General features: G+C 46.8%; 18 protein-coding genes. 11 read left to right on the top strand and 7 right to left on the bottom strand.

Annotation, left to right across the window (positions count from 1 at the left end; all coding sequences use genetic code 11):
* Position 1 precedes the first annotated feature (1 nt).
* The 5 genes from hda to panB are packed head-to-tail and all read left to right on the top strand — an operon-like array spanning position 2 to position 4,269.
* Positions 2–757, top strand: coding sequence for a DnaA regulatory inactivator Hda (hda, locus tag AOC28_RS04840; protein ID WP_072582823.1), 756 nt, complete (start codon positions 2–4; stop codon positions 755–757).
* Positions 758–775: 18 nt separating this feature from the next.
* On the top strand, positions 776–1,456 hold the full coding sequence (locus AOC28_RS04835) for an HAD family hydrolase (protein WP_072582822.1): 681 nt from the start codon (positions 776–778) through the stop codon (positions 1,454–1,456).
* Complete coding sequence (gene pcnB / locus AOC28_RS04830) at positions 1,453–2,853, top strand: polynucleotide adenylyltransferase PcnB (RefSeq protein ID WP_072582821.1); 1,401 nt, start codon at positions 1,453–1,455, stop codon at positions 2,851–2,853. Before AOC28_RS04835 ends, pcnB begins: the two co-directional genes overlap by 4 nt.
* 52 nt (positions 2,854–2,905) lie before the next feature.
* A complete protein-coding gene (gene folK / locus AOC28_RS04825) occupies positions 2,906–3,433 on the top strand; it encodes a 2-amino-4-hydroxy-6-hydroxymethyldihydropteridine diphosphokinase (RefSeq protein ID WP_072582820.1) in 528 nt (175 codons plus the stop codon).
* Positions 3,434–3,450: 17 nt separating this feature from the next.
* The gene (gene panB, locus AOC28_RS04820) at positions 3,451–4,269 is read left to right on the top strand and encodes a 3-methyl-2-oxobutanoate hydroxymethyltransferase (RefSeq protein ID WP_072582819.1); all 819 of its coding nucleotides are present in this window, start codon (positions 3,451–3,453) and stop codon (positions 4,267–4,269) included.
* A 26-nt stretch (positions 4,270–4,295) separates the two neighbouring features.
* Here the strand turns inward: panB and dnaJ are convergent, their stop codons facing one another.
* From dnaJ to hrcA, 5 genes are all read right to left on the bottom strand, one after another.
* On the bottom strand, positions 4,296–5,432 hold the full coding sequence (gene dnaJ / locus AOC28_RS04815; protein ID WP_072582818.1) for a molecular chaperone DnaJ: 1,137 nt from the start codon (positions 5,430–5,432) through the stop codon (positions 4,296–4,298).
* Between the two features lie 100 nt (positions 5,433–5,532).
* Positions 5,533–7,470, bottom strand: coding sequence for a molecular chaperone DnaK (gene dnaK, locus AOC28_RS04810; RefSeq protein ID WP_072582817.1), 1,938 nt, complete (start codon positions 7,468–7,470; stop codon positions 5,533–5,535).
* 164 nt (positions 7,471–7,634) lie between these two features.
* A complete protein-coding gene (gene grpE / locus AOC28_RS04805; RefSeq protein WP_072582816.1) occupies positions 7,635–8,183 on the bottom strand; it encodes a nucleotide exchange factor GrpE in 549 nt (182 codons plus the stop codon).
* Between the two features lie 66 nt (positions 8,184–8,249).
* Positions 8,250–9,344: a ferrochelatase gene (hemH, locus tag AOC28_RS04800; RefSeq protein WP_072582815.1), complete on the bottom strand. Its 1,095-nt coding sequence runs from the start codon at positions 9,342–9,344 to the stop codon at positions 8,250–8,252.
* 51 nt (positions 9,345–9,395) lie between these two features.
* Positions 9,396–10,406, bottom strand: a complete 1,011-nt coding sequence (gene hrcA, locus AOC28_RS04795; RefSeq protein WP_072582814.1) for a heat-inducible transcriptional repressor HrcA — start codon at positions 10,404–10,406, stop codon at positions 9,396–9,398.
* A 37-nt stretch (positions 10,407–10,443) separates the two neighbouring features.
* Here hrcA and AOC28_RS04790 point away from each other — a divergent pair, with 37 nt between their 5' ends.
* Positions 10,444–11,349, top strand: coding sequence for an NAD kinase (locus tag AOC28_RS04790; protein WP_072582913.1), 906 nt, complete (start codon positions 10,444–10,446; stop codon positions 11,347–11,349).
* A gap of 26 nt (positions 11,350–11,375) precedes the next feature.
* Entirely contained in the window at positions 11,376–13,046 is a 1,671-nt protein-coding gene (gene recN / locus AOC28_RS04785; RefSeq protein ID WP_072582813.1) for a DNA repair protein RecN, read from the top strand.
* 13 nt (positions 13,047–13,059) lie between these two features.
* Here recN and glnE read toward each other — a convergent pair whose 3' ends face one another.
* Positions 13,060–15,873, bottom strand: coding sequence for a bifunctional [glutamate--ammonia ligase]-adenylyl-L-tyrosine phosphorylase/[glutamate--ammonia-ligase] adenylyltransferase (glnE, locus tag AOC28_RS04780; protein ID WP_072582812.1), 2,814 nt, complete (start codon positions 15,871–15,873; stop codon positions 13,060–13,062).
* Between the two features lie 77 nt (positions 15,874–15,950).
* Between glnE and AOC28_RS04775 the strand changes: the two genes are divergently transcribed.
* Genes AOC28_RS04775 through AOC28_RS04760 form a run of 4 tightly spaced genes read left to right on the top strand, consistent with a single transcriptional unit; the run spans position 15,951 to position 23,608 of the window.
* Entirely contained in the window at positions 15,951–20,102 is a 4,152-nt protein-coding gene (locus tag AOC28_RS04775; protein WP_072582912.1) for a YhdP family protein, read from the top strand.
* A 6-nt stretch (positions 20,103–20,108) separates the two neighbouring features.
* A complete protein-coding gene (locus tag AOC28_RS04770) occupies positions 20,109–20,942 on the top strand; it encodes a carbon-nitrogen hydrolase family protein (protein ID WP_072582811.1) in 834 nt (277 codons plus the stop codon).
* 20 nt (positions 20,943–20,962) lie between these two features.
* Positions 20,963–22,453 carry a metalloprotease TldD gene (tldD, locus tag AOC28_RS04765; protein WP_072582810.1) on the top strand — a complete coding sequence of 497 codons (1,491 nt, stop codon included), beginning with the start codon at positions 20,963–20,965 and terminating at the stop codon, positions 22,451–22,453.
* Between the two features lie 30 nt (positions 22,454–22,483).
* Positions 22,484–23,608 (top strand): 3-deoxy-7-phosphoheptulonate synthase, encoded by a 1,125-nt coding sequence (locus AOC28_RS04760; RefSeq protein ID WP_072582809.1) that lies wholly within the window; start codon positions 22,484–22,486, stop codon positions 23,606–23,608.
* Positions 23,609–23,650: 42 nt separating this feature from the next.
* On the opposite strand, the gene AOC28_RS04755 is transcribed toward AOC28_RS04760, so the two are convergent.
* A complete protein-coding gene (locus AOC28_RS04755; protein ID WP_072582808.1) occupies positions 23,651–24,220 on the bottom strand; it encodes a cob(I)yrinic acid a,c-diamide adenosyltransferase in 570 nt (189 codons plus the stop codon).
* Positions 24,221–24,247: the final 27 nt, after the last annotated feature.

Here is a 24,247-nt window from a genome sequence, read left to right as displayed (position 1 = left end):
AATGAATACACCCTCGCTTCCAAAACAATTTGCGCTAGACATTAGTCACTCACCCATAGCTAGTTTAGAAAACTATCTTCCCGGGAAAGATCTTGCCTTAATTTCTGCTCTGCAAAATATTGAAAAATCTTGGGGCAAGGTCAGCCCTCAAAGCTCTGATAACCCGCTCAATCAGCGCTGGATTTATTGGTGGGGGCCAGAGGGTTCAGGTCGTACTCATCTACTAAATGCCATTGAAAATGCGGCGAAGCATGCTGGCCTGTTACACATTGCCCTCTCTCCACTCGAACCTACTGCTTGGGTTCGCTTAGAAGAAAAGATGAATGCAATGACTGAAAGTGATACCCCTTCAGTCATCACCGTTGATGATGTTGACCAGCTAGATGATCGTCTTGTTGGCTCCTTATTTCGGATCCTGAATGGCGTTCAAGGAAGCAAAGCGATTCATATTTTTATGGCCGGAAACGCTGCTCCAGCCAATCTCAAGCTTCGAGAAGACCTGCGAACCCGTCTGGGCTGGGGCTTAATCTTTCAAACGCAGCTTTTGGATGATGATGAGAAAATACAAGCACTAGAGGAAGCGGCCAAAGAGCGAGGGCTTGTTTTATCCCCCGATGTGTTGCCCTGGCTGTTAAGTCGCTTTTATCGCGATATGCCCAGCTTGATGGCATTGATGGATGCTTTAGACGCTTACTCCCTTGAAACAAAACGTGCTGTAACCTTACCCCTTGTTCGCGAGCTCTTGCAGCCCAAATAATTTATTAAATATCAATTCGTGACTCAGCTAGCCCTTTTCGATTTAGACCACACCCTTTTGCCTTGCGATAGCGATTACGAATGGGGCCAATTTTTGGCTCGCATTGGTGTTGTAGACAGCGAATACTATGCACGACAAAACGAGCGCTTTTATCAAGACTATAAAGAAGGCAATCTGGATATTCATGAGTTTCTGCGTTTTGCTCTTAAGCCACTCTCAGAACATTCACGCGCGCAACTCAAAGAGTGGCACGACGCGTTTATGAAAGAAGTTATTAATGGCCAACTCCGACAACAAGCAATCGATCTAGTAAAACGTCACCAAGATGCTGGTGATCTTTGCTGCGTGATTACTGCCACCAACAGCTTTGTGACACGCCCTATTGTTGAAAGCTTTGGCATTGAGCACCTGATTGCCACAGAGCCAGCCACCGCAGACAACCATCCATTAGGTAACTACACTGGGGAAGTCAAAGGCATTCCCAATTTCCGCGAAGGTAAGATTCAAAATCTACACGACTGGTTAGCATCGCAAAAACTGTCTCTAGATGCTTTACCTTATAGTTATTTTTATTCTGACTCGATGAATGACCTTCCCTTGCTTGAAAAGGTAAGTCATCCTGTTGCTACCAATCCAGATGATCGCCTTCGCAACGAAGCTAAGCAGCGCAACTGGCCCATTCTTGAATTGTTTGCATGATCACTAAATTTATTAAACGTATTTTGCGGCGTGACCCGATGGTCAAACATACGCAGGCCAACAATACTGGCGCCCCAAAGCGCATCCCTAAAAAAGCACATCGAATTGATCCGCATTTGCTTTCTAAGAATGCAGTCAAGGTAACGCACACATTGCAGCAGGCAGGATTTGAGGCATTTATTGTCGGTGGCGCTGTTAGAGATCTTGCTCTAGGTATCAGTCCAAAAGATTTTGACGTGGCAACCAATGCAACACCAGATCAAGTGCAAAGACTCTTTCGCAAAGCGCGCCTAATTGGTCGCCGCTTTCAAATTGTGCACGTGACTTTTTTTGGCAAAGGCCACCCTGAAATCATTGAGGTATCCACCTTCAGGGCCCTATTAGATAACGCTGGAGATCACGTAGCTGAGAGCGGCCGGATCCTGCGCGATAACGTCTGGGGCTCGCAAGGTGAGGATGCTGCAAGACGCGATTTCACAATCAACGCAATGTATTACGACCCTTCGTCCGAAACTGTTTTGGACTATCACGGCGGCATGGCAGATATGCAAAAGAAAACTTTGCGCATGATTGGCGATCCAGCAAAGCGCTACCGCGAAGATCCTGTTCGCATGCTCAGGGCAGTACGCTTCGCAGCAAAGACTGGCTTTGAATTAGATGGTGCTACGCGCGCGCCCATTGCAAAGTTAGGCAAACTATTAAACGATGTCCCCTCTGCGAGGCTCTTTGATGAAATTTTGAAGCTCTTGATGTCCGGCTACTCTTGGGCAGCAATCCAAGGGCTCAAAGATGCTGGATTGCATCATGGTCTTCTCCCGCTCTTAGACCACATTCTGGATACAGGCGCAGACTCCAAGGGGGCCAATGATTTTGTAAAGCTGGCTTTGGCCAATACTGACGAACGCATTCAATCCGGTAAAAGCGTTTCTGCTGGATTTTTATTTGCCACCCTACTCTGGCCTGATCTACTAAAGAATTGGAAGGCCAACTCCGCTAAAGGAATGGCTAATATTCCTGCCTTGCATGATGCGATGGACGACACGATTGCCACTCAAAGTAGCGGCATGACGATTCAACGACGCTTCGAAAGCGATATGCGCGAAATTTGGTCTATGCAACCCCGCTTTGAGAGACGCGTGGGGCGATACCCTTATCGCCTCATCGAATCCCCACGTTTTAGAGCGGGTTATGACTTTATGTTGCTCCGCTGCGCCACCGAGGAATTAAACCCAGCAATCGGGCAGTGGTGGACAGACTTCATTGCAACCGACGTCACAGGGCAAGATAAGCTGATGGCTGGCGTCAAAAATGAATCTGGTAGCAGTCCAAGTCCTGCCAAAAGACGGCGTCGAAGAAAGCCAAAAGCGGCAGTGCCCCCAGAGAGTGCAGCAAGCTAAGCAGACTTAGAGAAATTTCAGTAAAGTAGTTTCATCTCTAGTTTGGAAACCTATGGCACGGGCATATATCGGATTTGGCGGCAACATCGGCGACACGCGTCAGCTTATTACTGATGCCATTGTTTGCTTGGCATTGCGGTCCGAACTTCAAATCTTGGCAAAAAGCTGTTTTTATCAAAGCGCGCCTGTTGAAGCTACAGGCGGCGACTACATTAATGCCGTCATTGAAGTCGAAACCGAGTTAAGCCCCTACGGCCTTTTACATGTTTGCCAAACCATTGAACAAGAATTTGGTCGTGAGCGCCCATATGCAAATGCCCCCCGGACTCTTGACCTAGACATCCTTTCGTTTGAAGGGGTTACTCAAAGCGAAACAGAATTGATGTTGCCGCATCCTAGAATTATCGAGCGCTCATTTGTACTCCTACCCCTGCTGGAAATCGCTCCCGATATCTTTTTGCCTAACTGGGGCGAACTCAAGGCCTACCTACCCAACGTGGCACACCAAAGAATTGAAAAACTCCCCTGCAGGAACTGTAATTGCGGGGAAAAAGACGTTTATAGCCAAACGGCGCATTAATTCATTAAACTCTCGCCATGGGTTACTTACAAGGCGACAAGCCAATCACAATTACTAAGCTCCTCGCAATGCATGCTGAGGGTGAAAAAATTGCCATGCTCACGGCATACGACTCAACTATGTCAGCGCTTCTCAATCGCTGCGCTGTTGAAACGATCTTGATTGGCGACTCTCTTGGGAATGTGATTCAAGGACACTCCAGCACTACGCCAGTGACCATTGAACAAATGGCGTATCACACCGAATGTGTAGCCCGTGCTAATACCCATGCATTTCTTATCGCTGACCTCCCATTTGCAAGCTACGGAGATCCAGTGCAGGCTCTCGAATCCTCTGCTCAATTAATGCGTGCTGGTGCAGATATGGTTAAGCTTGAAGGCGGTGGCGACTGGCAGATTGATGTCATTAGTCATTTAGTTGAGCGCAGTGTTCCTGTTTGCGCTCACTTAGGATTACTACCTCAATCAGTTCATGTCTTGGGCGGCTACAAAGTGCAGGGGAAATCTAAAGATGCTGCAAGCGTCATGCTTGAGCAAGCACTTGCCTGCCAAGAAGTTGGAGCCCAAATGGTAGTGTTGGAAGCAATTCCCTCTTCATTGGGCGAAAAGATTACTGCCGAACTTCATATTCCCACTATCGGAATTGGTGCTGGTCCAGATTGCTCTGGTCAAGTATTGGTTCTGCAGGATATGTTGGGCATCAGCCCCGGTAAGCCGCCGAAGTTTGTCAAAAACTTTATGGATGGCCATCACTCCGTTGAAGCCGCCATCAAGACTTATGTGCGCGAAGTGAAGTCCGGGAAATTCCCCGGACCCGAGCATGGCTTTGCTGGCTAATTGGCAGCTTGGCTGCCAATTAGTTACTAGCTAAAGAAACTCTTTACACCATCAAACCAACCCTTTTGTTGAGGGCTGTGTTTGTCGCCAGCAGATTTCAGACTGTCGTCAAACTGCTGTAGTAATTTCTTTTGCTCTTCAGTAAGCTTAATCGGAGTTTCTACCAGAACGTGGACAAAGAGATCGCCCAACATGGTTGAGCGCAATCCTTTGATGCCTTTATTTCGCAAGCGGAAAGTCTTACCCGTCTGAGTTCCCTCAGGGATTGGAAACTCCACGCGACCAGAGAGTGTTGGCACTTCGATTTCACCACCGATAGTAGCTGTCGCAAACGAAATCGGCATTTGAACGTGCAAATCACTACCATCACGCTCAAAGACTTTATGCGGCTTAACACGCACCTCTACATAAAGATCGCCGGATGGTCCACCATTGACACCTGGTTCACCGTTACCCACTGAGCGGACACGCATTCCATCATCAATGCCTGCCGGTATTTTGATCTCAAGTGTTTTTTGTTCTTTGTGTTTTCCACTGCCGTGGCAAGTTTTACATGGCTTAGGAATGTACTCGCCAGTGCCGCGGCACTTAGGGCAAGTTTGCTGCATGGAGAAGAAGCCTTGCTGCACACGCACTTGACCATGACCATTACAGGTTGTGCAAGTCTCAGCCTTAGATCCAGGCTCTGCGCCGGTACCATGACAAGGCTTGCAATTACTCCAGCTAGGTACACGAATTTGGGTTGTATAGCCTTCAGCCGCTTGCTCAAGCGTAATGTCCATGTTGTAGCGTAAATCTGCGCCTTTATAAACTTGAGGGCCAGAGTGACGGCCGCCGCCTTGACCGAAGATATCACCAAAGATATCCCCAAACGCATCAGAAAATCCACCGCCCCCGAAACCGCCACCGCCAAATCCGCCACCCATAGATGGGTCGACGCCAGCATGACCATATTGATCATAGGCAGCGCGCTTATTGGGATCAGTTAAGGTTTCGTAAGCTTCTTTAACTTCTTTAAATTGAGCTTCAGCCGTTTTGCTGTCGGGATTACGATCTGGATGATGTTTCATCGCCATCTTGCGATAAGCCTTTTTTAGCTCATCGTCACTGGCACCTTTTGCTACACCAAGCACTTCATAAAAATCGCGTTTACTTTTAGGCACGGCCTATTCCTCTCAACAACCTGAATGACACAAGTCGGCACGAGGCCGACTTGTTATTTAAGTACATCAAAACTACGTTAATGAATGTCCAATTACAGAATTACTTCTTGTCATCAACCTCTTTAAAGTCAGCGTCAACAACATCCGCATCAGGGGCAGCGCCAGGGGCTGCACCACCAGGAGCTGCACCAGGTGCTGCACCGCCAGCTTTAGCTTGTTCAGCCGCCATGACTTTTTCGCCCAGCTTCTGACTTGCTTTACCCAAAGCTTCTGTTTTAGCTTCAATGGCTTCCTTGTCGCTACCTTTAATGGCTTCGTCTAAGTCTTTCAAGGCCGCTTCAATCGCTTCTTTTTCGGAAGCCTCTAAGCTAGCACCATGCTCTTCCAAAGCCTTCTTGGTTGAGTGAGCCAAGGCATCTGCAGTATTGCGAGCAGTTACCAACTCAAGCGCTTTCTTATCTTCAGCAGCATTGGCTTCAGCATCCTTCACCATGCGTTGAATTTCTTCTTCAGTCAAACCAGAGTTTGCCTTGATGGTGATCTTGTTCTCTTTACCAGTGGTCTTGTCTTTTGCTGTTACATGCAAAATACCGTTAGCATCGATGTCAAAAGTTACTTCAATCTGTGGCATACCGCGTTGCGCAGGAGCAATACCTTCAAGGTTAAATTCCCCTAGCAACTTGTTTGCAGCAGCCATCTCGCGCTCACCTTGGAAGCACTTAATGGTTACAGCAGGCTGGTTATCTTCCGCAGTTGAGTAAACCTGTGAATGCTTGGTAGGGATCGTGGTGTTCTTAGGAATCATCTTGGTCATGACGCCACCAAGAGTTTCGATACCCAATGATAATGGGGTAACGTCCAAGAGCAATACGTCCTTACGATCGCCAGACAATACAGAACCCTGAATTGCAGCGCCAACAGCAACGGCTTCATCTGGGTTAACGTCTTTGCGTGGTTCTTTACCAAAGATTTCTTTTACTTTGTCTTGAACCGCAGGCATACGGGTTTGACCGCCAACCAAAATTACATCGTCGATGTCCGCTACGTTTACACCAGCGTCTTTAATCGCAGTTAAGCAAGGACCAGCGGTACGGCTAATCAGTTCCTCAACCAAAGACTCTAGCTTGGCACGGGTCAACTTTAAGTTCAAATGCTTAGGACCGCTAGCGTCAGCTGTTACATATGGCAAATTGATTTCAGTTTGTTGTGCAGATGACAATTCGATCTTGGCTTTCTCAGCAGCATCTTTCAAACGCTGCAACGCCAATACGTCTTTACTCAAATCAACGCCTTGTTCTTTCTTGAACTCAGCAATGATCCAATCAATGATGCGTTGGTCAAAGTCTTCGCCACCCAAGAAGGTGTCGCCGTTGGTAGAAAGCACTTCAAACTGCTTCTCACCGTCAACGTTAGCAATCTCAATGATGGATACGTCGAATGTACCGCCGCCCAAGTCATACACAGCGATCTTGCGATCCACTTTGTCTTGTTTATCCAAGCCAAACGCTAATGCAGCAGCAGTTGGCTCGTTAATGATGCGCTTCACATCTAAACCAGCAATACGGCCAGCATCCTTAGTTGCCTGACGTTGACTGTCATTAAAGTAAGCAGGAACAGTAATCACGGCTTCTGTCACTTCTTCGCCGAGGTAATCTTCGGCAGTTTTCTTCATCTTGCGCAGAATTTCAGCGGACACTTGTTGTGGCGCCATTTTCTTATCGCGCGCTTGAACCCAAGCATCGCCGTTATCAGCAGCAATAATTGAATAAGGCATCAAGCTGATGTCTTTTTGCACTTCAGGATCTGTAAATTTACGGCCCATCAAGCGCTTCACTGCGTAGATAGTATTTTTAGGATTGGTTACTGACTGACGCTTTGCAGGCGCACCAACCAATACTTCGCCATCTTCAACGTAAGCGATGATGGATGGAGTTGTGCGACCGCCCTCAGCGTTCTCGACAACTTTAGGTGCATTGTTTTCAACGACTGAAACGCATGAATTCGTGGTTCCTAAGTCGATTCCGATAATCTTTCCCATAATTGCTCCAAAAAATTAAATTGTTTGTTGTACTGATAAATATTTCGATACCCAGTAAGTGGGGTCTAAAAAAGGGATTTCAAGGGGATGAAGAGCAAAAAAGGCAGAACTCTGCCTTTTTCTACCTTTTTTATGCCTTTTTAGGGTTCTAGCCCTTCTTTAGCTTATTTTGGGGCAGTGACCGTTACTAAAGCAGGCCTGAGAACCCTGTCGGCCACGGTATAGCCCCGTTGCAATACAGAAACCACGGTATTGGCCTCTTGCTCGGAGGGCACTGAGGCGATAGCCTGGTGGTTATGGGGGTCAAATTTATCCCCAACCGCAGGATTAATTTCTGTCATGCGACCTTTTTCAAAAGCAGACAGCAGCTGCTTCAGGGTGATTTCCAAACCCTCTTTAAAAGCTTTGGCATCACCAGCATCGGTACTCAATGCAGCATAAAGACTGTCCGTCACGGGCACCAAATGCTCTGCAAAACTTTCAATCGCAAATTTATGCGCCTTCGCAATATCTTCCACAGCACGGCGACGAATATTTTCTCCTTCAGCCTTAGCGCGCAAGAAGTTATCTTGCAGCTCACCAATCTTTTGATTGAGTTCGGCAATTTCCTGTTCGGGCGTTTTCACAGCCGGAGCTTCTGCTGCAGCTTCATTGACTGGTTCTGCAGAAGGATTCTCTTGCTCTGGGGATGGGTTTTGGTTTTCTTGTGTCATGGGCGCTATTTTACTTTTCTATAAAGATGGCTATTACTTTGCAATATGGGGCTGATTGTTGCAATTTCAAGACTTCATTCTTTCAGCCAGCTCAGCCCTTTCATTACGCTTCGCTAATTCAGCGTCAGACTCCACGCCTAAAGACCAGCCTTGCAGATGATGATGAGCAATATCGCTCAGAGCCTCTATCCACTTGGGGCTGCTGTTTAGACAGGGAATATAGCGATAGTCTTTACCGCCATGCTCTAGGAAGATTTCGCGGGCTTCCATGGCGATCTCTTCTAAGGTCTCCAAGCAATCGGCCGGAAATCCAGGGCAAAAAATATCGATGCGCTGGCAACCTTCTTTGGCTAACTTTTCAATTGTTGGAGCTGTATAGGGCTTTAACCATTCCGCCTTACCAAAGCGGGACTGGAAGGTCACAATATATTGTCCAGGCTCTAAACCCAGAGACTCGCCCAGCAAGCGACCTGTTTTCAAGCATTCACAGTGATAGGGATCGCCCTTCATTAAATTACGCTTTGGCAAACCATGGAAAGACATCACCAAGCGATCGCCTTTTGCAAAATCTGGACGGCCATCTTTATCCCAGTTAGATAACACTTGATCACGCAATGCGGCAATATAAGCTGAGTTGTCGTGATAGTGCTTTACTAAACGCAGCTCAGGTTGATCGCGCCAAGTACCTAAAACACGAAAGACTTCATCAAAACTAGACGCCGTTGTTGTGGCAGAGTATTGAGGATATAAAGGCAATAACAATAAACGTTCCATACCTTGTGCCTTCAGGCCCTCTAGGACGACCTGTGTAGAGGGCTGACCATAGCGCATTGCCAAATCCACTAAAACTGCATGACCCTCATTGGCAAATTTCTCGCCCAATTCTTTCGCCTGCAAGCGTGAGTAGTGCATTAAGGGAGAGCCTAACTTTGGCAACCAAATAGAGGCATATTTTTTCGCAGAAGCACCACTACGAATTGGCAAAATAATGCCATTCAAAATGCACCACCAAATAATGCGCGGAATTTCTACTACGCGTGGATCCGAAAGAAATTCTTTTAAATAGGCACGTACCGCTTTAGATGTTGGAGCAGAGGGTGTCCCCAAGTTCAATAGCAAGACTGCGGTTTTGGAAGCGCGTAGATGCGGATTCGGATTCAAGATGTTCTGTCTCTGGTAATGAGTTTTAAATATAAAAAGTTAGACTTGGACTCAGGAGCTTAAGGCGCCCGATAGTAATTTTGAGGTGATATCCACAATCGGAATCACTCGGTCATATGCCATCCGTGTTGGCCCAATCACCCCAAGCGTGCCCACTATTTGACCGTCTACACTATATGGGGCGCTGATTACAGCGAGGTCCTCATAAGGCAATAAATCACTTTCACCGCCAATAAATATTTGAATACCGTCCGCATGACTTGATACGTCGAGCAATTGCATAAGTACCGATTTTTGTTCCAACATATCAAACATCTTGCGTAATTTATCGAGGTTGGAACTTAAATCTCCAACATTCAATAAGCGCCGCTCACCAGACAAAACCATATCGCCGCGCCCCATGTCGTAATCAGCAACACCGGTTTGCAAGGCCAAAGCCATTAACCCAGCAATATCTGTACGCAAATTATCTAAGTCGGATTTCAGATGCATGCGCACTTGATCAAAACTTTTTCCAGCAAATTGGGCGTTAATAAAGTTACCCGCTTCAATGAGTTGGCTCGGCGTGTAATCCTGATTTGTTGGCAATATGCGATTTTGCACATCCCCCTCGGGCGTAACCATGATGAGCAAAATCTTACCTTCACCCAAGCGCAAGAACTCAATGTGTTTAAAAACCTGAGCTCGTTTGGGTGTCATGACAACACCAGCAAAATGGGTCAAGTTGGACAAAATCTGCGCTGCCGAGTTCAGGACCCTTTGCGGAGAATCCGGTAGAAGGCCTTTTTCAACCTCTCTAGCAGCCATCGCTTCCAAAGGGCGCACCGTCACCATGGTGTCTACAAACAGGCGATAACCCCGCGGGGTTGGAATGCGGCCAGCTGAAGTATGGGGGCTGGTAACAAGCCCCATCTCCTCTAAATCCGCCATCACGTTACGTATAGTGGCTGCGGAGAGGTCCAAACCCGAGAATCTAGACAGTGTGCGCGAGCCAATAGGCTGACCCTCCTCGATATAGCGCTCGATGAGAGTTTTTAGTAAGGCGCGGGAACGTTCATCCATGGTGGAAGGGATTTTATGCCTATGGTTTAATCGTTATATGTTAAGCCCATCCCCAAATTCCAGCAAAAAGGCATTTAGCCGGGTTGCGCTTGTCGGCAAATTTCATGCTGATGGCATTGAGGAGCACCTAAAAGACCTAGCCAAAGTAGTCTCAGGATTGGGTTGTGAGGTCTTTATTGAGTCTGAGACAGCCACTCACCTTGGTTTGAACACCTACCCCACAAAAACTGCGAAAGACTTTGCTGGAGCAATTGACCTTGTTGTTGTTTTGGGGGGCGATGGCACCATGCTGGGCATTGCACGTCAATTGGCAGGCAGCAATGTTCCGCTCGTTGGAATCAATATGGGTCGCCTTGGTTATATGACTGATATTCCAATTCAGTCGGTTCAGACTACGCTACCCAAAATTATTTCCGGGGAATACGAAGCCGATACACGCACATTGCTCGATGCTGTAGTGCTTCGTAATGGCAAAGAAATTAATCGCGCATTAGCGCTTAATGATGTTGTCGTGAATCGCTCTGGCATTTCAGGAATGGTCGAGTTGGCAGTTCACGTCAATGGCTCATTTATGTATAACCAACGATCCGATGGCTTGATCGTATCGACCCCTACCGGCTCAACCGCTTATGCTCTCTCTGCAGGCGGACCTATTTTGCATCCGCATGTGGCAGGTATATTGCTTGTCCCGATTGCGCCACACTCACTTTCCAATCGGCCAATTGTTTTGCCGGAGGATAGTGTCACGGTGATTGAGGTGGTCAATGGACTTGAAGTGATTGTCAATTTCGACATGCAATCACAAACGAATTTACAAAGCGGTGACAAGATTGAAGTGCGTCAGTCTGATAAAACTATTGATCTATTACACCCCAGCAATCACAGTGACTACAAGACTTTGCGTGAGAAATTGCACTGGAATGAATACCCATCGACTTTCTGATGTCGAGTTTTTTGCTACGCTAATACATGCTTCAAACCATCTCACTCCGTGACTTTGTCATTGTTGATCAGCTAGAGCTAGATTTCTCAAGCGGGTTTACTGTGCTCACCGGCGAGACCGGTGCAGGCAAATCAATTCTGCTAGACGCCCTTGGTTTAGTGCTGGGTGAGCGTGCTGATAGCAGCCAAATACGTGAAGGCAGTAACCGCGCAGAAATTTCATCACTCTTTCGGATTGAGCCAGAGCTAGTGCAATCGTTTAGTCAGTGGCTGGATGAGCAAGGATTCCCCATTGAAGATGAGGGCCAAAGCTTATTACTCAAAAGAACCGTAGAAAGTAATGGACGTAGTCGTGCCTTTATTAATGGCAGCGTTGCGACGCTAGCGCAATTACGTGAAGCTGGTGATCAGCTAGTGGACATTCACGGACAACATGCCCACCAACTCTTATTAAAGGGTGGTGCTCAACGCGAACTTCTCGATCGCCACGCTGGCTTGCTACCACTCTCTGCAGAGGTAGCCCAAACCTTCAAAACACTGGCCAATTCTCGTCGCCGTCTTGAGCAAGCAGAAAACGCAGGCCAAGACGTTGAACGCGAACGTGAGCGCCTTAAGTGGCAACTGGAAGAACTCACCGAACTCTCCCCGCAAGAAGGTGAATGGGTCAACATTCAAAGCGAGCACGCCCGCTTAGCAAATGGTGCAAAGTTAATTGGTGGTTGCCAAGAAGCAATTGAAGTGTTGAGTGATGCCGATAACTCCCTGGAATCTACCTTGTCGAAGGTATGCGCCAATGTAGGCGCCCTAGCGGAGCATGACCCAGCCTTAGGCGAGATCAATCAAGCACTAGAGTCAGCCAGCATTCAGCTAGATGAAGCCATTCATGGGCTCAATCGTTACCTGCAAAAGATTGACTTAGATCCCGCTCGACTTTCCGAAGTAGAAGAGAGGATGCAAGCATTGCATAGCACGGCTCGCAAATACCGTGCAGAAGTTGAGGAACTACCAAAACTTCTTCAGGAGACATCAGAGCGACTGGATGCTTTAACCGCATCCCAAAATATTGAAGCACTCCGAGATCAAGTCAAACAAGAAGAAGCGGTTTACTTAAAGCTAGCAAAACAGCTTTCACAAAAACGCAGCAAGGCCGCCAAAGAGCTAGGCGATTTAGTGACTAATGCCATGCAAGATTTATCCATGGCAGGTGGGCGCCTAGAGATTGCTTTGGCACCCCTTAGCGAGGGTGGATTCCAAGGTCTTGAGCAAATTGAATTTTTAGTAGCCGGTCATGCTGGTAGCACTCCTCGCTCACTTGCTAAGGTAGCCTCAGGTGGAGAGCTAGCCCGCATTAGCCTAGCAATTAGCGTTATTACAAGTAAAGCATCATTCACCCCCACGCTCATCTTTGATGAAGTGGATGCGGGGATTGGTGGCGCAGTTGCTGAAACAGTAGGCAAACTATTGCATCAATTGGGTCAATCTCACCAGATCTTATGTGTAACCCATTTGCCACAGGTAGCGGCTCAAGGCAACCATCACCTCAAAGTGAGCAAATCTCAAAACGGTGAGAAGACGGTATCGCAAGTACAGATTTTGGGTAGGGCTGAACGGGTGGAAGAAGTGGCCCGCATGCTTGGTGGCGCTACCATTACCGACACCACTCGTCGTCATGCCCGTGAGTTACTAGAGCAAAACTAAAGCTGCATTACCTCTAGCCAATACTTGAGGGCGCTTTAAAAATCTCCAGCCAAAGCGCTTGAACTGCATTTCTTGCCGCAATGAGCTCAATCTCATTTTCTAGATTGATCTGGGTCTTTTCAGCCCCATCCAAACGCAAGCGATGTTGACGGGCCCTCAGCAATCGATACGCATTGCCAACAGTGAGTGCAGCCTCTTGCGTAATTAAGCCCACATCACCAGCAATTCGCAACAAAGCAATGTTACCTAGATTGCCAATGAGTTGAGCATGCTGATGGGCATAAGCCAAGACTAAGAACTGCACAATAAATTCAATATCGACCATACCACCAGAATCATGCTTTAAGTCAAAATCAGCCTTGGTATTGGGATGACCTGCATGCACCTTGCGGCGCATTTCTAAAATTTCTGTCCTGAGCTGACCAATATTGCGTTTCTGACTTAACACCTCGGAACGAACTAAGTCAAAGAATTTGCCCACGCCCCGATTACCGGCCGAGCAACGAGCTCGCGTAAGGGCCTGATGCTCCCAGACCCAAGCCGCATTATCACCTTCTCGAAGTTGATATTTTTTAAAGGCATCCGCGTTCGTTACTAAGAATCCAGCGGAGCCATTAGGACGAAGACGCGTATCGATCTCAAATAAGCTACCAGTAGAAGTAAACGCAGTTAACCAATTAATCATGCGCTTTGCTAGCAAAGCATAAACTTCTTGAGCCGCATAGTCTGAGTCTTCCGCTTGATACAAAAAGATAATGTCTAAATCAGAGGCATAGCCTAATTCTTTGCCACCCAATTTGCCATAAGAAATAATTACAAATGGAGGGCTAGCCTCGAGAGGTAAATCAAACTTTTGAGCCACACTAGGCCAAACCCGCTCAAATGTCGTCTGCAAAATTAAATCCGCTAAAGCAGATAGGTGGTCACTAACCCGCTCCACCGGCAACGCTTGTTGCACGCCAATACCTAGATCCGTCAATAGCGTGATGAAGGTTTCGTTGTGATGGGTGACTCGTAGGATATCCATCGCCTGCTCAGAGCCATCACTATCGGCCACAACATCATCGAGCCGCATATTGAGATTGGCTCGCACCTCGGTCCAATATCTTGATGGATCCTCGATTAAAGTTCTCTCGGTTTGAGAGTTCAATAAGTGATCCAGTAAATGTGGATGACGCGTAAGATATTGCGCACCCCATTGTGACGCCTTGAGTAAGTCAAGCACATTAGATAATGCCCTGGGATACTCGGCCAAAATGGAAAGATAGGCACTACGCCTCGCAATTGCCTCAAGCAAATCAAACAAACGCAATAGTGTTTGGTCAGCATGTGCCGAGGTAGCAGCTTCAATCTGTAAACTCTCTGCCGCCTTGCACATCAAGTTATCGAAAATTAAACGACTTTTTTTCGGCAGTAATTTTTGTTTTGGGCTATCAATCCACGACTGCCAACGAATATAGGAGTCAGGGAAAAATATTGGGTCAGGCGCCCAGTCCCGAGCTAAGGGCGCAATCTCGAGACGCGAGCCATCGTCCAGTAAAAATGCTTTTTCAAAAAGTTGAGCAACCTTATTTTGATGCCGCTCTAGTTCGGTCATAAAAGCGTTTACTTGCGCTTGTTGGCCTTGCATCGAAATCGCCAACCGTGACCGTACTTCAGCATCATCAGGCAGATAGTGGGTTTGCTGGTCATCCCATACCTGAATACGATGCTCCAAGCGCCTTAAGAAAACATAGGCCGCCTGTAAGGCATCTACCTCATCGGCGGGCAAGATGCTACATTGCTTAATGAGATCTAAGACCTCCAAGCTTGGGCGGACTCTAAAGCGAGGATCTGTACCGCCCCGCATGAGTTGAAACATTTGCGCCAAAAACTCAATCTCTCGAATGCCCCCGCGCCCTAACTTGATGTCACGTGAACGCCCCTGATGACCCGAAGAGCGTTTTTCTGCTTCTGCCTGAATTTGCGCATGCAAATCCCGAATGGAGGCAATCACACCGTAATCTAAATGTCGACGATACACAAAAGGACGAATCAGTTGGTCAAGCTCTCTTTGGCAGCGAGAAAAATCTGGGGCACCAGGTAGAGGCGCGATTAATCTACCTTTAATCCAGGCGTAGCGCTCCCACTCTCGCCCCTGAACCAATAGATATTCTTCCAGCATATCCAAACTACATACCAGGGGTCCTGAATCTCCATTGGGACGAAGGCGCATATCCACCCTAAAAACAAACCCATTGGCGTCGTGCTCAGCAAGCAGCTTAATTAAGCGTTTGCCCATTCTCGTGAACCATTCCTGGTTGGATAAACTCTTAGGCCCACCAGTGGTTTCACCCTCATGCTCATAGAGAAAAATCAAATCGATATCTGATGACAGGTTGAGTTCAAGGCCACCCAATTTACCCATGCCGACAACCATGAGCGGCATCTCTGATTGCGTTGCGTTACTCCAAGGCAAGCCGAAACGGGCTTTGAGGTCTTCCCTAATAAAGGCAATCGATGCGGAAACTGCTAATTCAGCAAAATGGCTCAGCGCCTGAGTCACCTCTTGCAAGGCGGCCATGCCATTTAAGTCTCTGAATGCAACCCAGAGCATCAATCGCTGCCTTGCCAAGCGCAAATTGGTCATCCATAGGGCCTCGTCTTGCGCATCAGCCCGTTCATCGACACCACAGTCTTTTAGCAAGGCCTTAATGCCCTGTATATCGACTTTTTTCTGCCCTTGAATACGGAGCCACTCAAGCCACTCAGGGTGAGCAGTTAGCCAACGTCGCGCATAAGTCGAGTGCTGCACTAAAAAATCGATTTGCTGGGAAAAATCATCCATTCCCCCATCTTAATCCGACCCCAAGGCACAAGCCAGAAGCTTGTCGATCAGGCTGGGGCTGAAGGATAATGGAGGTCATGCTGCAAAACATCATCCCGCCTCGCCTCAAGAGCGTGCTTGCTAAACGTCCTCAAGGTTCGAACGGGGCTTGGCGTAAGCGTGCCCTCATCTTGACGGGCGTTGTTTTGGCTCTTTGTGTGCTGGTGCATGTGGGCGTGCGGTTTGTTCTTTGGCCGCAAATTGAGAAATCCAAAACCTCCGTTGAAAGACTCATTAGCGCTCGCATTGGTGCCGATGTATCTATGGACTCTCTACAAGTTTCATGGACGGGCATTAGACCTAATTTTGAAATTGAAGGTTTGCGCTTCAACGCGCCCGATAAAGCGAAACCGCTCTTACTCATTCAGAAGATTAATGGACAACTCAGCTGGGCAACTTTTTATCACCTAGCACCATTCTTTCATGAGCTCAATATCGAGGGCGCCGAAATTTATGGGCAACGTAATGGCAAAGGCGTCATTACTGTTGCTGGCATACCCATAGATAGAAAATCCAATGACTACTCTACTGAGAATTGGCTCTTTTCTCAAAATGAGATTCGTGTAAGTAATGTCAAATTATTTTGGGATGATCAACTCAAAAAGAAACCCATTACTTCAATAGATATTCAAAAGCTTTCTCTTAGTAACGGCATTCGTAGCCATCAAGGCTCACTGAGTGTCATTACCCCCTGGACCAAAGGGCCGGTCTCGCTTGATATTGATCTTGTTCACCATATCGGCGGCCAAGCGGGTAATTGGCGCGATTGGATCGGGACTATCTCTTGGAATATAAATGAACTCCAGCTCACTCAAATAGCAAATGAATTTGCTCTCTCGCTCAATATGCTTGAGGGAGTAGTGAACTCCAATGGAAAATTAAAAATTGACAACGGCAAACCTGATGGCGGAGAAATTTATCTTGCTGCCGATCGTTTAACTATTCAACTATCTAAAGATGAAGATGCTATTGCTCTTGGAAGGCTAGAAACCAACCTGGTTCAAGAAACTGATAATGGATTGATATCTGTTACTACCAAGACATTTGCCTGGCGTGATATTGAGAGTCCAGCATCTACCCCCCTCGAGAATTTAAGCCCAATGACTTTCCGCTGGAGACCACCAGCAGGAGACGGGGAAATTAAAGAGTTTAGTTTTTCATCGCCAAAGATTTCGGTTGAAGATGTTGCCTTATTTGCCCTCAACCTACCGCTATCTAAAAAAGTTCATCAGTGGATTAAAGCCTCACAAGCTGATGGTGAGTTACAAGATCTCGATATCAATTGGTCTGAAAGTAAATCACCCTTATCTGCCCTCAATATTCCCGGCGGCTGGTTCAAGTCGAACAAAGTAGACTTTACTGTGAGCGGAAAACTCATCGACCTCAGCTTTGTTGGCATCAATAAAGCGATGCCTTCAGTATCCAAACTGTCTGGCTTCCTTTCTGCCGACCAAAACAAGGGCAGCTTCTCGATTAAATCCAGCGATCTAGAGCTCGAGGTTAAGGACCTATTGGTTGATCCAAAAATCAAGCTTGATCAAGCCAATGGTCAAATTTCTTGGGCAAAACAAAAAGGGAATTGGGTCGTTAATGCAAAGCAGTTGGCGCTTAGTAATTCTGAGATTTCAACCACGCTCAATCTCAATTACATCATTGGTGAAGGTAAAAATCCTGACTTCATGAACCTGGACATGAATTTTGCTCAGGCTGACCTCAAAACCGCCTATCGTTATTTACCCGTTGGCATGGGTAGTGATGCCAAATCCTATTTAAGTAAAGCCTTTGATGCAGGCATCATCAAAAATGGTAGCTTGCATATTAAAGGTGATCCTAATGAAGTGCCCTTCCCCAAATCGGGTACCGTAGAATTTAGCCTCAAACTTCCAGTTACTGACGCTACTTTCAGCCCAGTGCCAAGCTCATCTACCGCACAAGGTATCTGGCCCGCATTCAATAAAGTAAATGGCATGATCAATATGCAGAATGCCAACTTTACGGTAGACATTGATCAAGCAAACTACAAACAAGTTGCACTAAGCAAATTTCATGCAGAAATTCCTAGTGTGAGCGCAAAGCAATTACTTCTGACGGTGAATGGTGAGGCTCAAGGTGACGCCCCACAACTACTTGAATATCTATTTTCCTCACCTGTTGGTAAAAAACAGATTGCGCTTGAGCGCAATCTAAAGGTTACAGGACCTACCAAGCTCAATTTGGCTCTTAGCATTCCCCTATCAGGGAATGAAGACACCAAAACTGACATTCAATTAAGTTTTCCTGGCAACAGAGTCCAGTGGGATGACTTGCCTCCTCTGGATAACCTCAAAGGAAAGATTCGTATAACCGAGATCAATCCTGAATTCGAAGATATCACCGCTAATTTCCTAGGTGGCGCTATTAAGATTTCAAGCGCAACGCCAAATCAAGGCGGCCAGAGCTACAACATCTCAGGCGATATTAGCGCTAGCTTTATTAGAGACTACTTTGCAAAAGATGCATCGGTTCAGGTGGCGCCGATTTTGCAAGCAATGAGCGGCGTAGCAAGGTATGAGGGTGCCATTCATTTTAATAAAGGCAATAGCGAAACCAATCTCAAGATTGATATGCGTGATTGGGCCAGTTCGGCGCCAGCACCCGCGAAAAAGCAGATGGGGGCACCCATGTCAGGCCAATTAACTCTGAAGTCCTTTGCGAAATCACCCTCCACCTCCAGTCGCTTTACATGGGATGGGAAAATTGGTGACGCCTACTTTATTCAAGGTGAACTTGGCAGTGATGACACTCTTCGTCATGCCGTAGGCATTGGCACTAACGCAGTGCCACCAGCTCAAGGATTTCAACTCAATCTTGCAACTTCAGAGCTCAATCTCGACGTATGGCAAGATTTTTTAGAAAGCCAAAAGAAGAAAGGCTCCTCTAAAGCGGAAGAAAATAATCCAAGCAATATTCAAATTGCCGCCCAAGTAAAAAAAGTCATTTTGTTTGAGCGCAATTGGCAGGATCTGAATTTTTCAGCAAGCAATAAAAATGCTGCTTGGCAAATGCGCATTAATTCACCCTCCATTGCCGGCCAACTGCAATACACAGAGCCTAATAAGTCGCAGCCAAGTGGCTTGATTAGTGGCCGTCTAGCACAACTCAAGTTTCCCGAGAAAGTCAGCGCTCCAATTGAGGTCAAAAAGCCAGCCTCAAAAAATCTTCCTGTCAAAACTGCGGTTAATCCTGACTCCATTCCCAGTATTGACTTAGCAATTGATGACTTCAACTGGGGCAAGGCTCAACTTGGTCAGGTGAAAATTAAAACTAGGACAAACAACAACGTCCTCAATATGGATTCCATTCAATTTAATAACCCCCAAGGTAGCTCTGTTTTGACTGGTCGCTGGATTGGTGCTGCTCAGAATCAAGCTGAGCACACAACGGTGAATATTGATTTAGACATTAAGGATGCTGGTCAAATTATTGGACATTGGACCAGCCAAAAATCAGTCGAAGGTGGCCAGGGCAAACTCACAAGTAACGTGGAGTGGGATGGCACTCCTTTCACACCTCAATATGACACTCTAGCCGGTAAGGTAACTTTGAATCTTGAAAAAGGTCGATTGTTAGAGGTGAATACTAGCGGCGCTAAGCTACTGGATGTTCTCAGTCTACAAAGTTTGTTTAGATTTGCTACTTTGGACCTCAAGGGAAGCGTGGGCAATATTGTGACTAAGGGAACTCCGTTTAATTCGATTGATGCTTCTTTTGATATTAGCTCTGGAGTTGCTCAAACAAAACAATTCACAATGGGTTTAGACCAAGCACGGGTTGCCATGAATGGACAAATCAATATCCCCAAACAAACGCAAGATTTACGTGTCACTATATTCCCAACAATTGATGCAACAGCCGGCTCATTGGCTGCCTTTGCTATTAATCCCATCGTAGGTCTGGGCGCATTGGTTGGGCAGTACTTAATTACGAGTCAAATTAACCGAAATCTCCAATCAGACTATCTGGTCCAGGGCTCTTGGGATGATCCAGAAGTGATTCCCCTTGATCAAAAGGGTCAGCCAATTGACTCGAAAACATTAGACACTATTCGCAGCAAAGACTTGTTAAAAGAACAAAGCAAGCCAAACAGCACTAACTCTGGACCACAAAGTAACCCAACCAATTCAGGCAACCTCAATAAAACTTCCAACTAAATCATCATGAGCCCATCAGCAAACAGCGTAGATCTCAAGATTTCCTCCATTCAGATGGTTTCCACTCCTGATTTACGGGAGAACTTATCTGCAGCAAGCAGGCTCATCGCCGCAGCTGCAACTGACGGCGCACAACTAGCCGTCTTGCCAGAGTATTTTTGCTTAATGGGTCTCAAGGACACCGATAAAGTGCGCGCCCGCGAAAGTATTGGAAACGGCCCCATCCAAGAACAACTTTCGGATATTGCAAAACAAAATAATATTTACCTAGTGGCAGGCACTATTCCACTGGAAGCAAAAGATCCTAATAAAGTACTCAACACAACGCTTGCCTTTAATCCTGCAGGCGAGCAAATTTCTCGTTACGACAAAATCCATTTATTTGGCTTTCAAACAGAAACTGAGCGCTATCAAGAATCAGAAACCATTGAGGCTGGCAATAAGCCAGGCCTCTTAAAAATTTCAATTAATGGAAATGATTGGACATTTGGCTTAAGTATTTGTTATGACCTGCGCTTCCCAGAGCTCTATCGCGCCATTGGACAGGTAGATTGCCATATCATCCCGGCTGCCTTTACCTATACAACTGGTAAAGACCATTGGGAAATTCTCTTGCGCGCTCGCGCTATCGAAAACCAATGCTATGTATTAGCTTCTGCCCAAGGCGGCATTCATCAAAATCAGCGTCGCACTTGGGGCAACAGTATGTTGATTGATCCTTGGGGCAGCATCCTGGCTAACCTCCCTGAGGGGGAAGGCTTTATTTCAGGGGTTTTGTGCAAAGATAAATTAAACGAGGTACGCTCTAAGTTACCCGCACTTACGCATCGCACGCTTTAAAGAAAGATTTGCTGAATCACATGAATGCACCAGAAGCACTATTCCCCGCCAATTGGACCAAAGCCAAAAAGCAAGCAGACCTCATCAAACTAGCCAAATCTATTTTGCTCGAACCAACCGGCTTATCCGAGCAAGATTTGCACGGCACCTTTGGCAACCTATTTGCCCATCGCCTTGATGATGCAGATCTTTACTTCCAACATACTCGGAGTGAAAGTTGGAGTCTTGAAGAGGGTATCGTTAAATCCGGCAGCTTTAATATTGATCAAGGCGTTGGTGTGCGCGCTATCTATGGCGATAAGACGGCTTTCGCTTATTCGGATGAGATTAATTTAGAAGCATTAAATAAAGCAGCCAAAGCTACTCGAGTAATTGGGCCCGAGGGTGGCAAGCAAGCGGTTGCAAGCAAACTATTTAATCCCATATCCAATAAGCTCTACTCGGATGTCAATCCTTTAGATTCTCTTGAGCCCAAAGAAAAAATCGCGCTTCTGGAAAGCATAGAACGTCGCGCTAAAGCACGTGACCCACGGATCATCCAAGTGATGGCCAGTCTGGCTGGGGAATTTGATGTTGTATTGGTTGTGCGTGCAGACGGCTTGTTAGCGGCAGATGTACGCCCACTAGTACGCGTTTCGGTACACGTTATTGCAGAACAGAATGGTCGACGTGAATCAGGCTCTTCTGGCGGCGGTGCACGTCATGACTATCTTTACTTTAATACTGATTTGATTAATCGCTATGTCGATGAGGCTGTTGACGGAGCCCTAGTAAATCTGGAATCGCGCCCAGCGCCTGCTGGTCCAATGACAGTTGTAATGGGACCAGGCTGGCCTGGCGTTCTATTGCATGAGGCAGTAGGTCATGGTCTCGAAGGTGACTTTAATCGCAAAGGATCCTCTGCTTTTGCTGGTCGCATTGGACAACGTGTTGCAGCTAAAGGTGTCACCGTTGTGGATGATGGAACTTTATCTGGACGCAGAGGCTCTCTGAATATCGATGACGAAGGTACTCCCACTCAATGCACCACCTTAATTGAAGACGGCATATTGAAAGGTTACATTCAGGACAGCCTGAATGCCCGACTCATGAATATGCCCCTCACCGGCAATGGTCGCCGTGAAAGTTTTGCTTCGCTGCCAATGCCGCGCATGACAAATACCTATATGTTGGCCGGTAAAGAGGATCCTCAAGAAATTGTCGCCAGCATCAAGCGCGGTTTATACGCAGTGAACTTTGGTGGTGGTCAGGTTGATATCACTAGTGGCAAATTTGTGTTTTCTGCTTCAGAGGCCTACTGGGTTGAGAACGGCAAAATTCAATATCCCGTCAAAGGCGCGACCATTATTGGTAGCGGGCCAGAATCCCTAAAACAGGTTTCTATGATCGGAAATGACCTGAAATTAGACGGTGGGGTTGGGGTTTGTGGCAAGGAAGGGCAAAGTGTTCCAGTCGGGGTTGGGCAGCCTACCCTGAGGATTGATAGCCTGACTGTGGGTGGGACTGCCTAATACTGGCTAATTACGGCTTAAAATAGCCGGATGAGCCAACAAAATACGAATCCCGCCAATTGGTACTCTGCTGTCGACAAGACTTCAGATACTGACGATCAACGCATTGACAACATTTCTGTTCTGCCTCCGCCAGAGCATTTAATCCGTTTCTTTCCGATTTCTGGAACACCTACTGAAGCGTTGATCAGCAACACTCGCAAAAAGATCCGCGACATTATTCATGGCAAAGATGACCGCTTACTCGTGATCATCGGACCATGCTCCATTCATGACCCAAAAGCAGCGTTGGAATATTGCCAACGCCTCTTAGCTGAGCGCGAGCGTTTTGCCGGTGAATTAGAAATTGTGATGCGCGTGTATTTTGAAAAGCCACGCACTACTGTTGGCTGGAAGGGTTTGATTAACGACCCGTATCTGGATGAAAGCTATCGCATCGAAGAAGGTCTTCGCCTTGCGCGCCAAGTGCTAATGGAAATTAATCGCCTTGGCATGCCTGCTGGTAGCGAATTCTTAGATGTGATTTCTCCGCAATATATTGCGGATCTGATTTCATGGGGTGCTATTGGTGCGCGTACTACTGAGAGCCAAGTTCACCGCGAACTTGCATCTGGCCTATCGGCACCTATCGGATTTAAGAACGGTACTGATGGCAACATCAAAATTGCTACCGATGCGATTCAAGCAGCAGGTCGCCCTCATCATTTCTTATCCGTTCATAAAAATGGTCAAGTATCGGTTGTGGAAACTAAAGGCAATAAAGATTGCCACGTGATTTTGCGTGGTGGCAAAGAGCCAAACTATGAAGCTCATTTTGTGCAAGCGGCCTGCTCTGAGCTAGAGGCAGCCAAGCTTCCAGCCAGTTTGATGGTTGATTTATCCCATGCCAATTCAAGTAAGAAGCATGAGCGTCAGATTGTGGTTGCTGACGATGTGGCGCAGCAAATTGAGTCTGGCTCACACCAGATTTTTGGCGTGATGGTTGAGAGTCATTTAAATGATGGTGCTCAGAAATTTACGCCAGGAAAAGATGACCCAAGTAAATTGGAATACGGCAAGAGCATTACGGATGCCTGCATCAACTGGGATGACTCTGTGAAGGTACTAGAGCGTCTAGCTACAGCCGTTAAGAAACGTAGAAGCAAGAAAAAGTAATACTGCAGTATTTTTTAAGTACCACTGATAAAAGAGACTAATTTATTTAGTCTCTTTTTTTTCATGCTTCCACAACACATCCGAACCGCCAGCCGCACGATTCAAAATACGTGCAAGCACAAAGAGCAAATCAGATAGGCGGTTGACATATTGACGAGGGGAATCATATAAAGGCTCTTCCCAACCCAAGCGAACAATCGAACGCTCTGCCCTGCGACATACGGTGCGGCAAACATGGGCTTGTGCAGCAGCACGAGTACCGCCCGGCAAAATGAATTCAGTCAAAGGGGGTAATTGTTTGTTGTATTTTTCGAGCCAAACATCTAGCTGCGCTACATGCTCAGGATTGAGCAGTTTGTAATTAGGGATGCAAAGTTCACCCCCTAAATCGAATAAATCATGCTGCACCTGCAGAAAAAGCTCCTGTAATTCAGCAGAAATGCTCGCTGGGATCTCCTCAGTCATTAAAACCCCGATTTCTGAGTTCAGCTCATCGATATCGCCCATGGCGCAGACCCGAAGGTGATCCTTCTCTACGCGACTTCCGTCACCCAAGCCCGTCATTCCTGCGTCACCGGTTCTAGTGGCGATTTTTGATAGTCGATTTCCCATAAGCTTAATTATAGGTAAATGGCTAAA

This window comes from Polynucleobacter sp. MWH-Adler-W8, from assembly GCF_001889925.1.
Lineage (GTDB): Bacteria > Pseudomonadota > Gammaproteobacteria > Burkholderiales > Burkholderiaceae > Polynucleobacter.
The sequence above is the reverse complement of the archived record's forward strand: the minus strand, read 5'-3'. Positions and strand labels throughout refer to the sequence as shown.

Bases quoted from the DNA above. Each gene is read 5' to 3' on its own strand.
- hda (WP_072582823.1), top strand. From the start codon at position 2: ATGAATACACCCTCGCTTCCAAAACAATTTGCGCTAGACATTAGTCAC.
- pcnB (WP_072582821.1), top strand. From the start codon at position 1,453: ATGATCACTAAATTTATTAAACGTATTTTGCGGCGTGACCCGATGGTC.
- folK (WP_072582820.1), top strand. From the start codon at position 2,906: ATGGCACGGGCATATATCGGATTTGGCGGCAACATCGGCGACACGCGT.
- panB (WP_072582819.1), top strand. From the start codon at position 3,451: ATGGGTTACTTACAAGGCGACAAGCCAATCACAATTACTAAGCTCCTC.
- dnaK (WP_072582817.1), bottom strand. From the start codon at position 7,470: ATGGGAAAGATTATCGGAATCGACTTAGGAACCACGAATTCATGCGTT.
- grpE (WP_072582816.1), bottom strand. From the start codon at position 8,183: ATGACACAAGAAAACCAAAACCCATCCCCAGAGCAAGAGAATCCTTCT.
- hrcA (WP_072582814.1), bottom strand. From the start codon at position 10,406: ATGGATGAACGTTCCCGCGCCTTACTAAAAACTCTCATCGAGCGCTAT.
- AOC28_RS04790 (WP_072582913.1), top strand. From the start codon at position 10,444: ATGTTAAGCCCATCCCCAAATTCCAGCAAAAAGGCATTTAGCCGGGTT.
- recN (WP_072582813.1), top strand. From the start codon at position 11,376: ATGCTTCAAACCATCTCACTCCGTGACTTTGTCATTGTTGATCAGCTA.
- glnE (WP_072582812.1), bottom strand. From the start codon at position 15,873: ATGGATGATTTTTCCCAGCAAATCGATTTTTTAGTGCAGCACTCGACT.
- AOC28_RS04775 (WP_072582912.1), top strand. From the start codon at position 15,951: ATGCTGCAAAACATCATCCCGCCTCGCCTCAAGAGCGTGCTTGCTAAA.
- AOC28_RS04770 (WP_072582811.1), top strand. From the start codon at position 20,109: ATGAGCCCATCAGCAAACAGCGTAGATCTCAAGATTTCCTCCATTCAG.
- tldD (WP_072582810.1), top strand. From the start codon at position 20,963: ATGAATGCACCAGAAGCACTATTCCCCGCCAATTGGACCAAAGCCAAA.
- AOC28_RS04760 (WP_072582809.1), top strand. From the start codon at position 22,484: ATGAGCCAACAAAATACGAATCCCGCCAATTGGTACTCTGCTGTCGAC.
- AOC28_RS04755 (WP_072582808.1), bottom strand. From the start codon at position 24,220: ATGGGAAATCGACTATCAAAAATCGCCACTAGAACCGGTGACGCAGGA.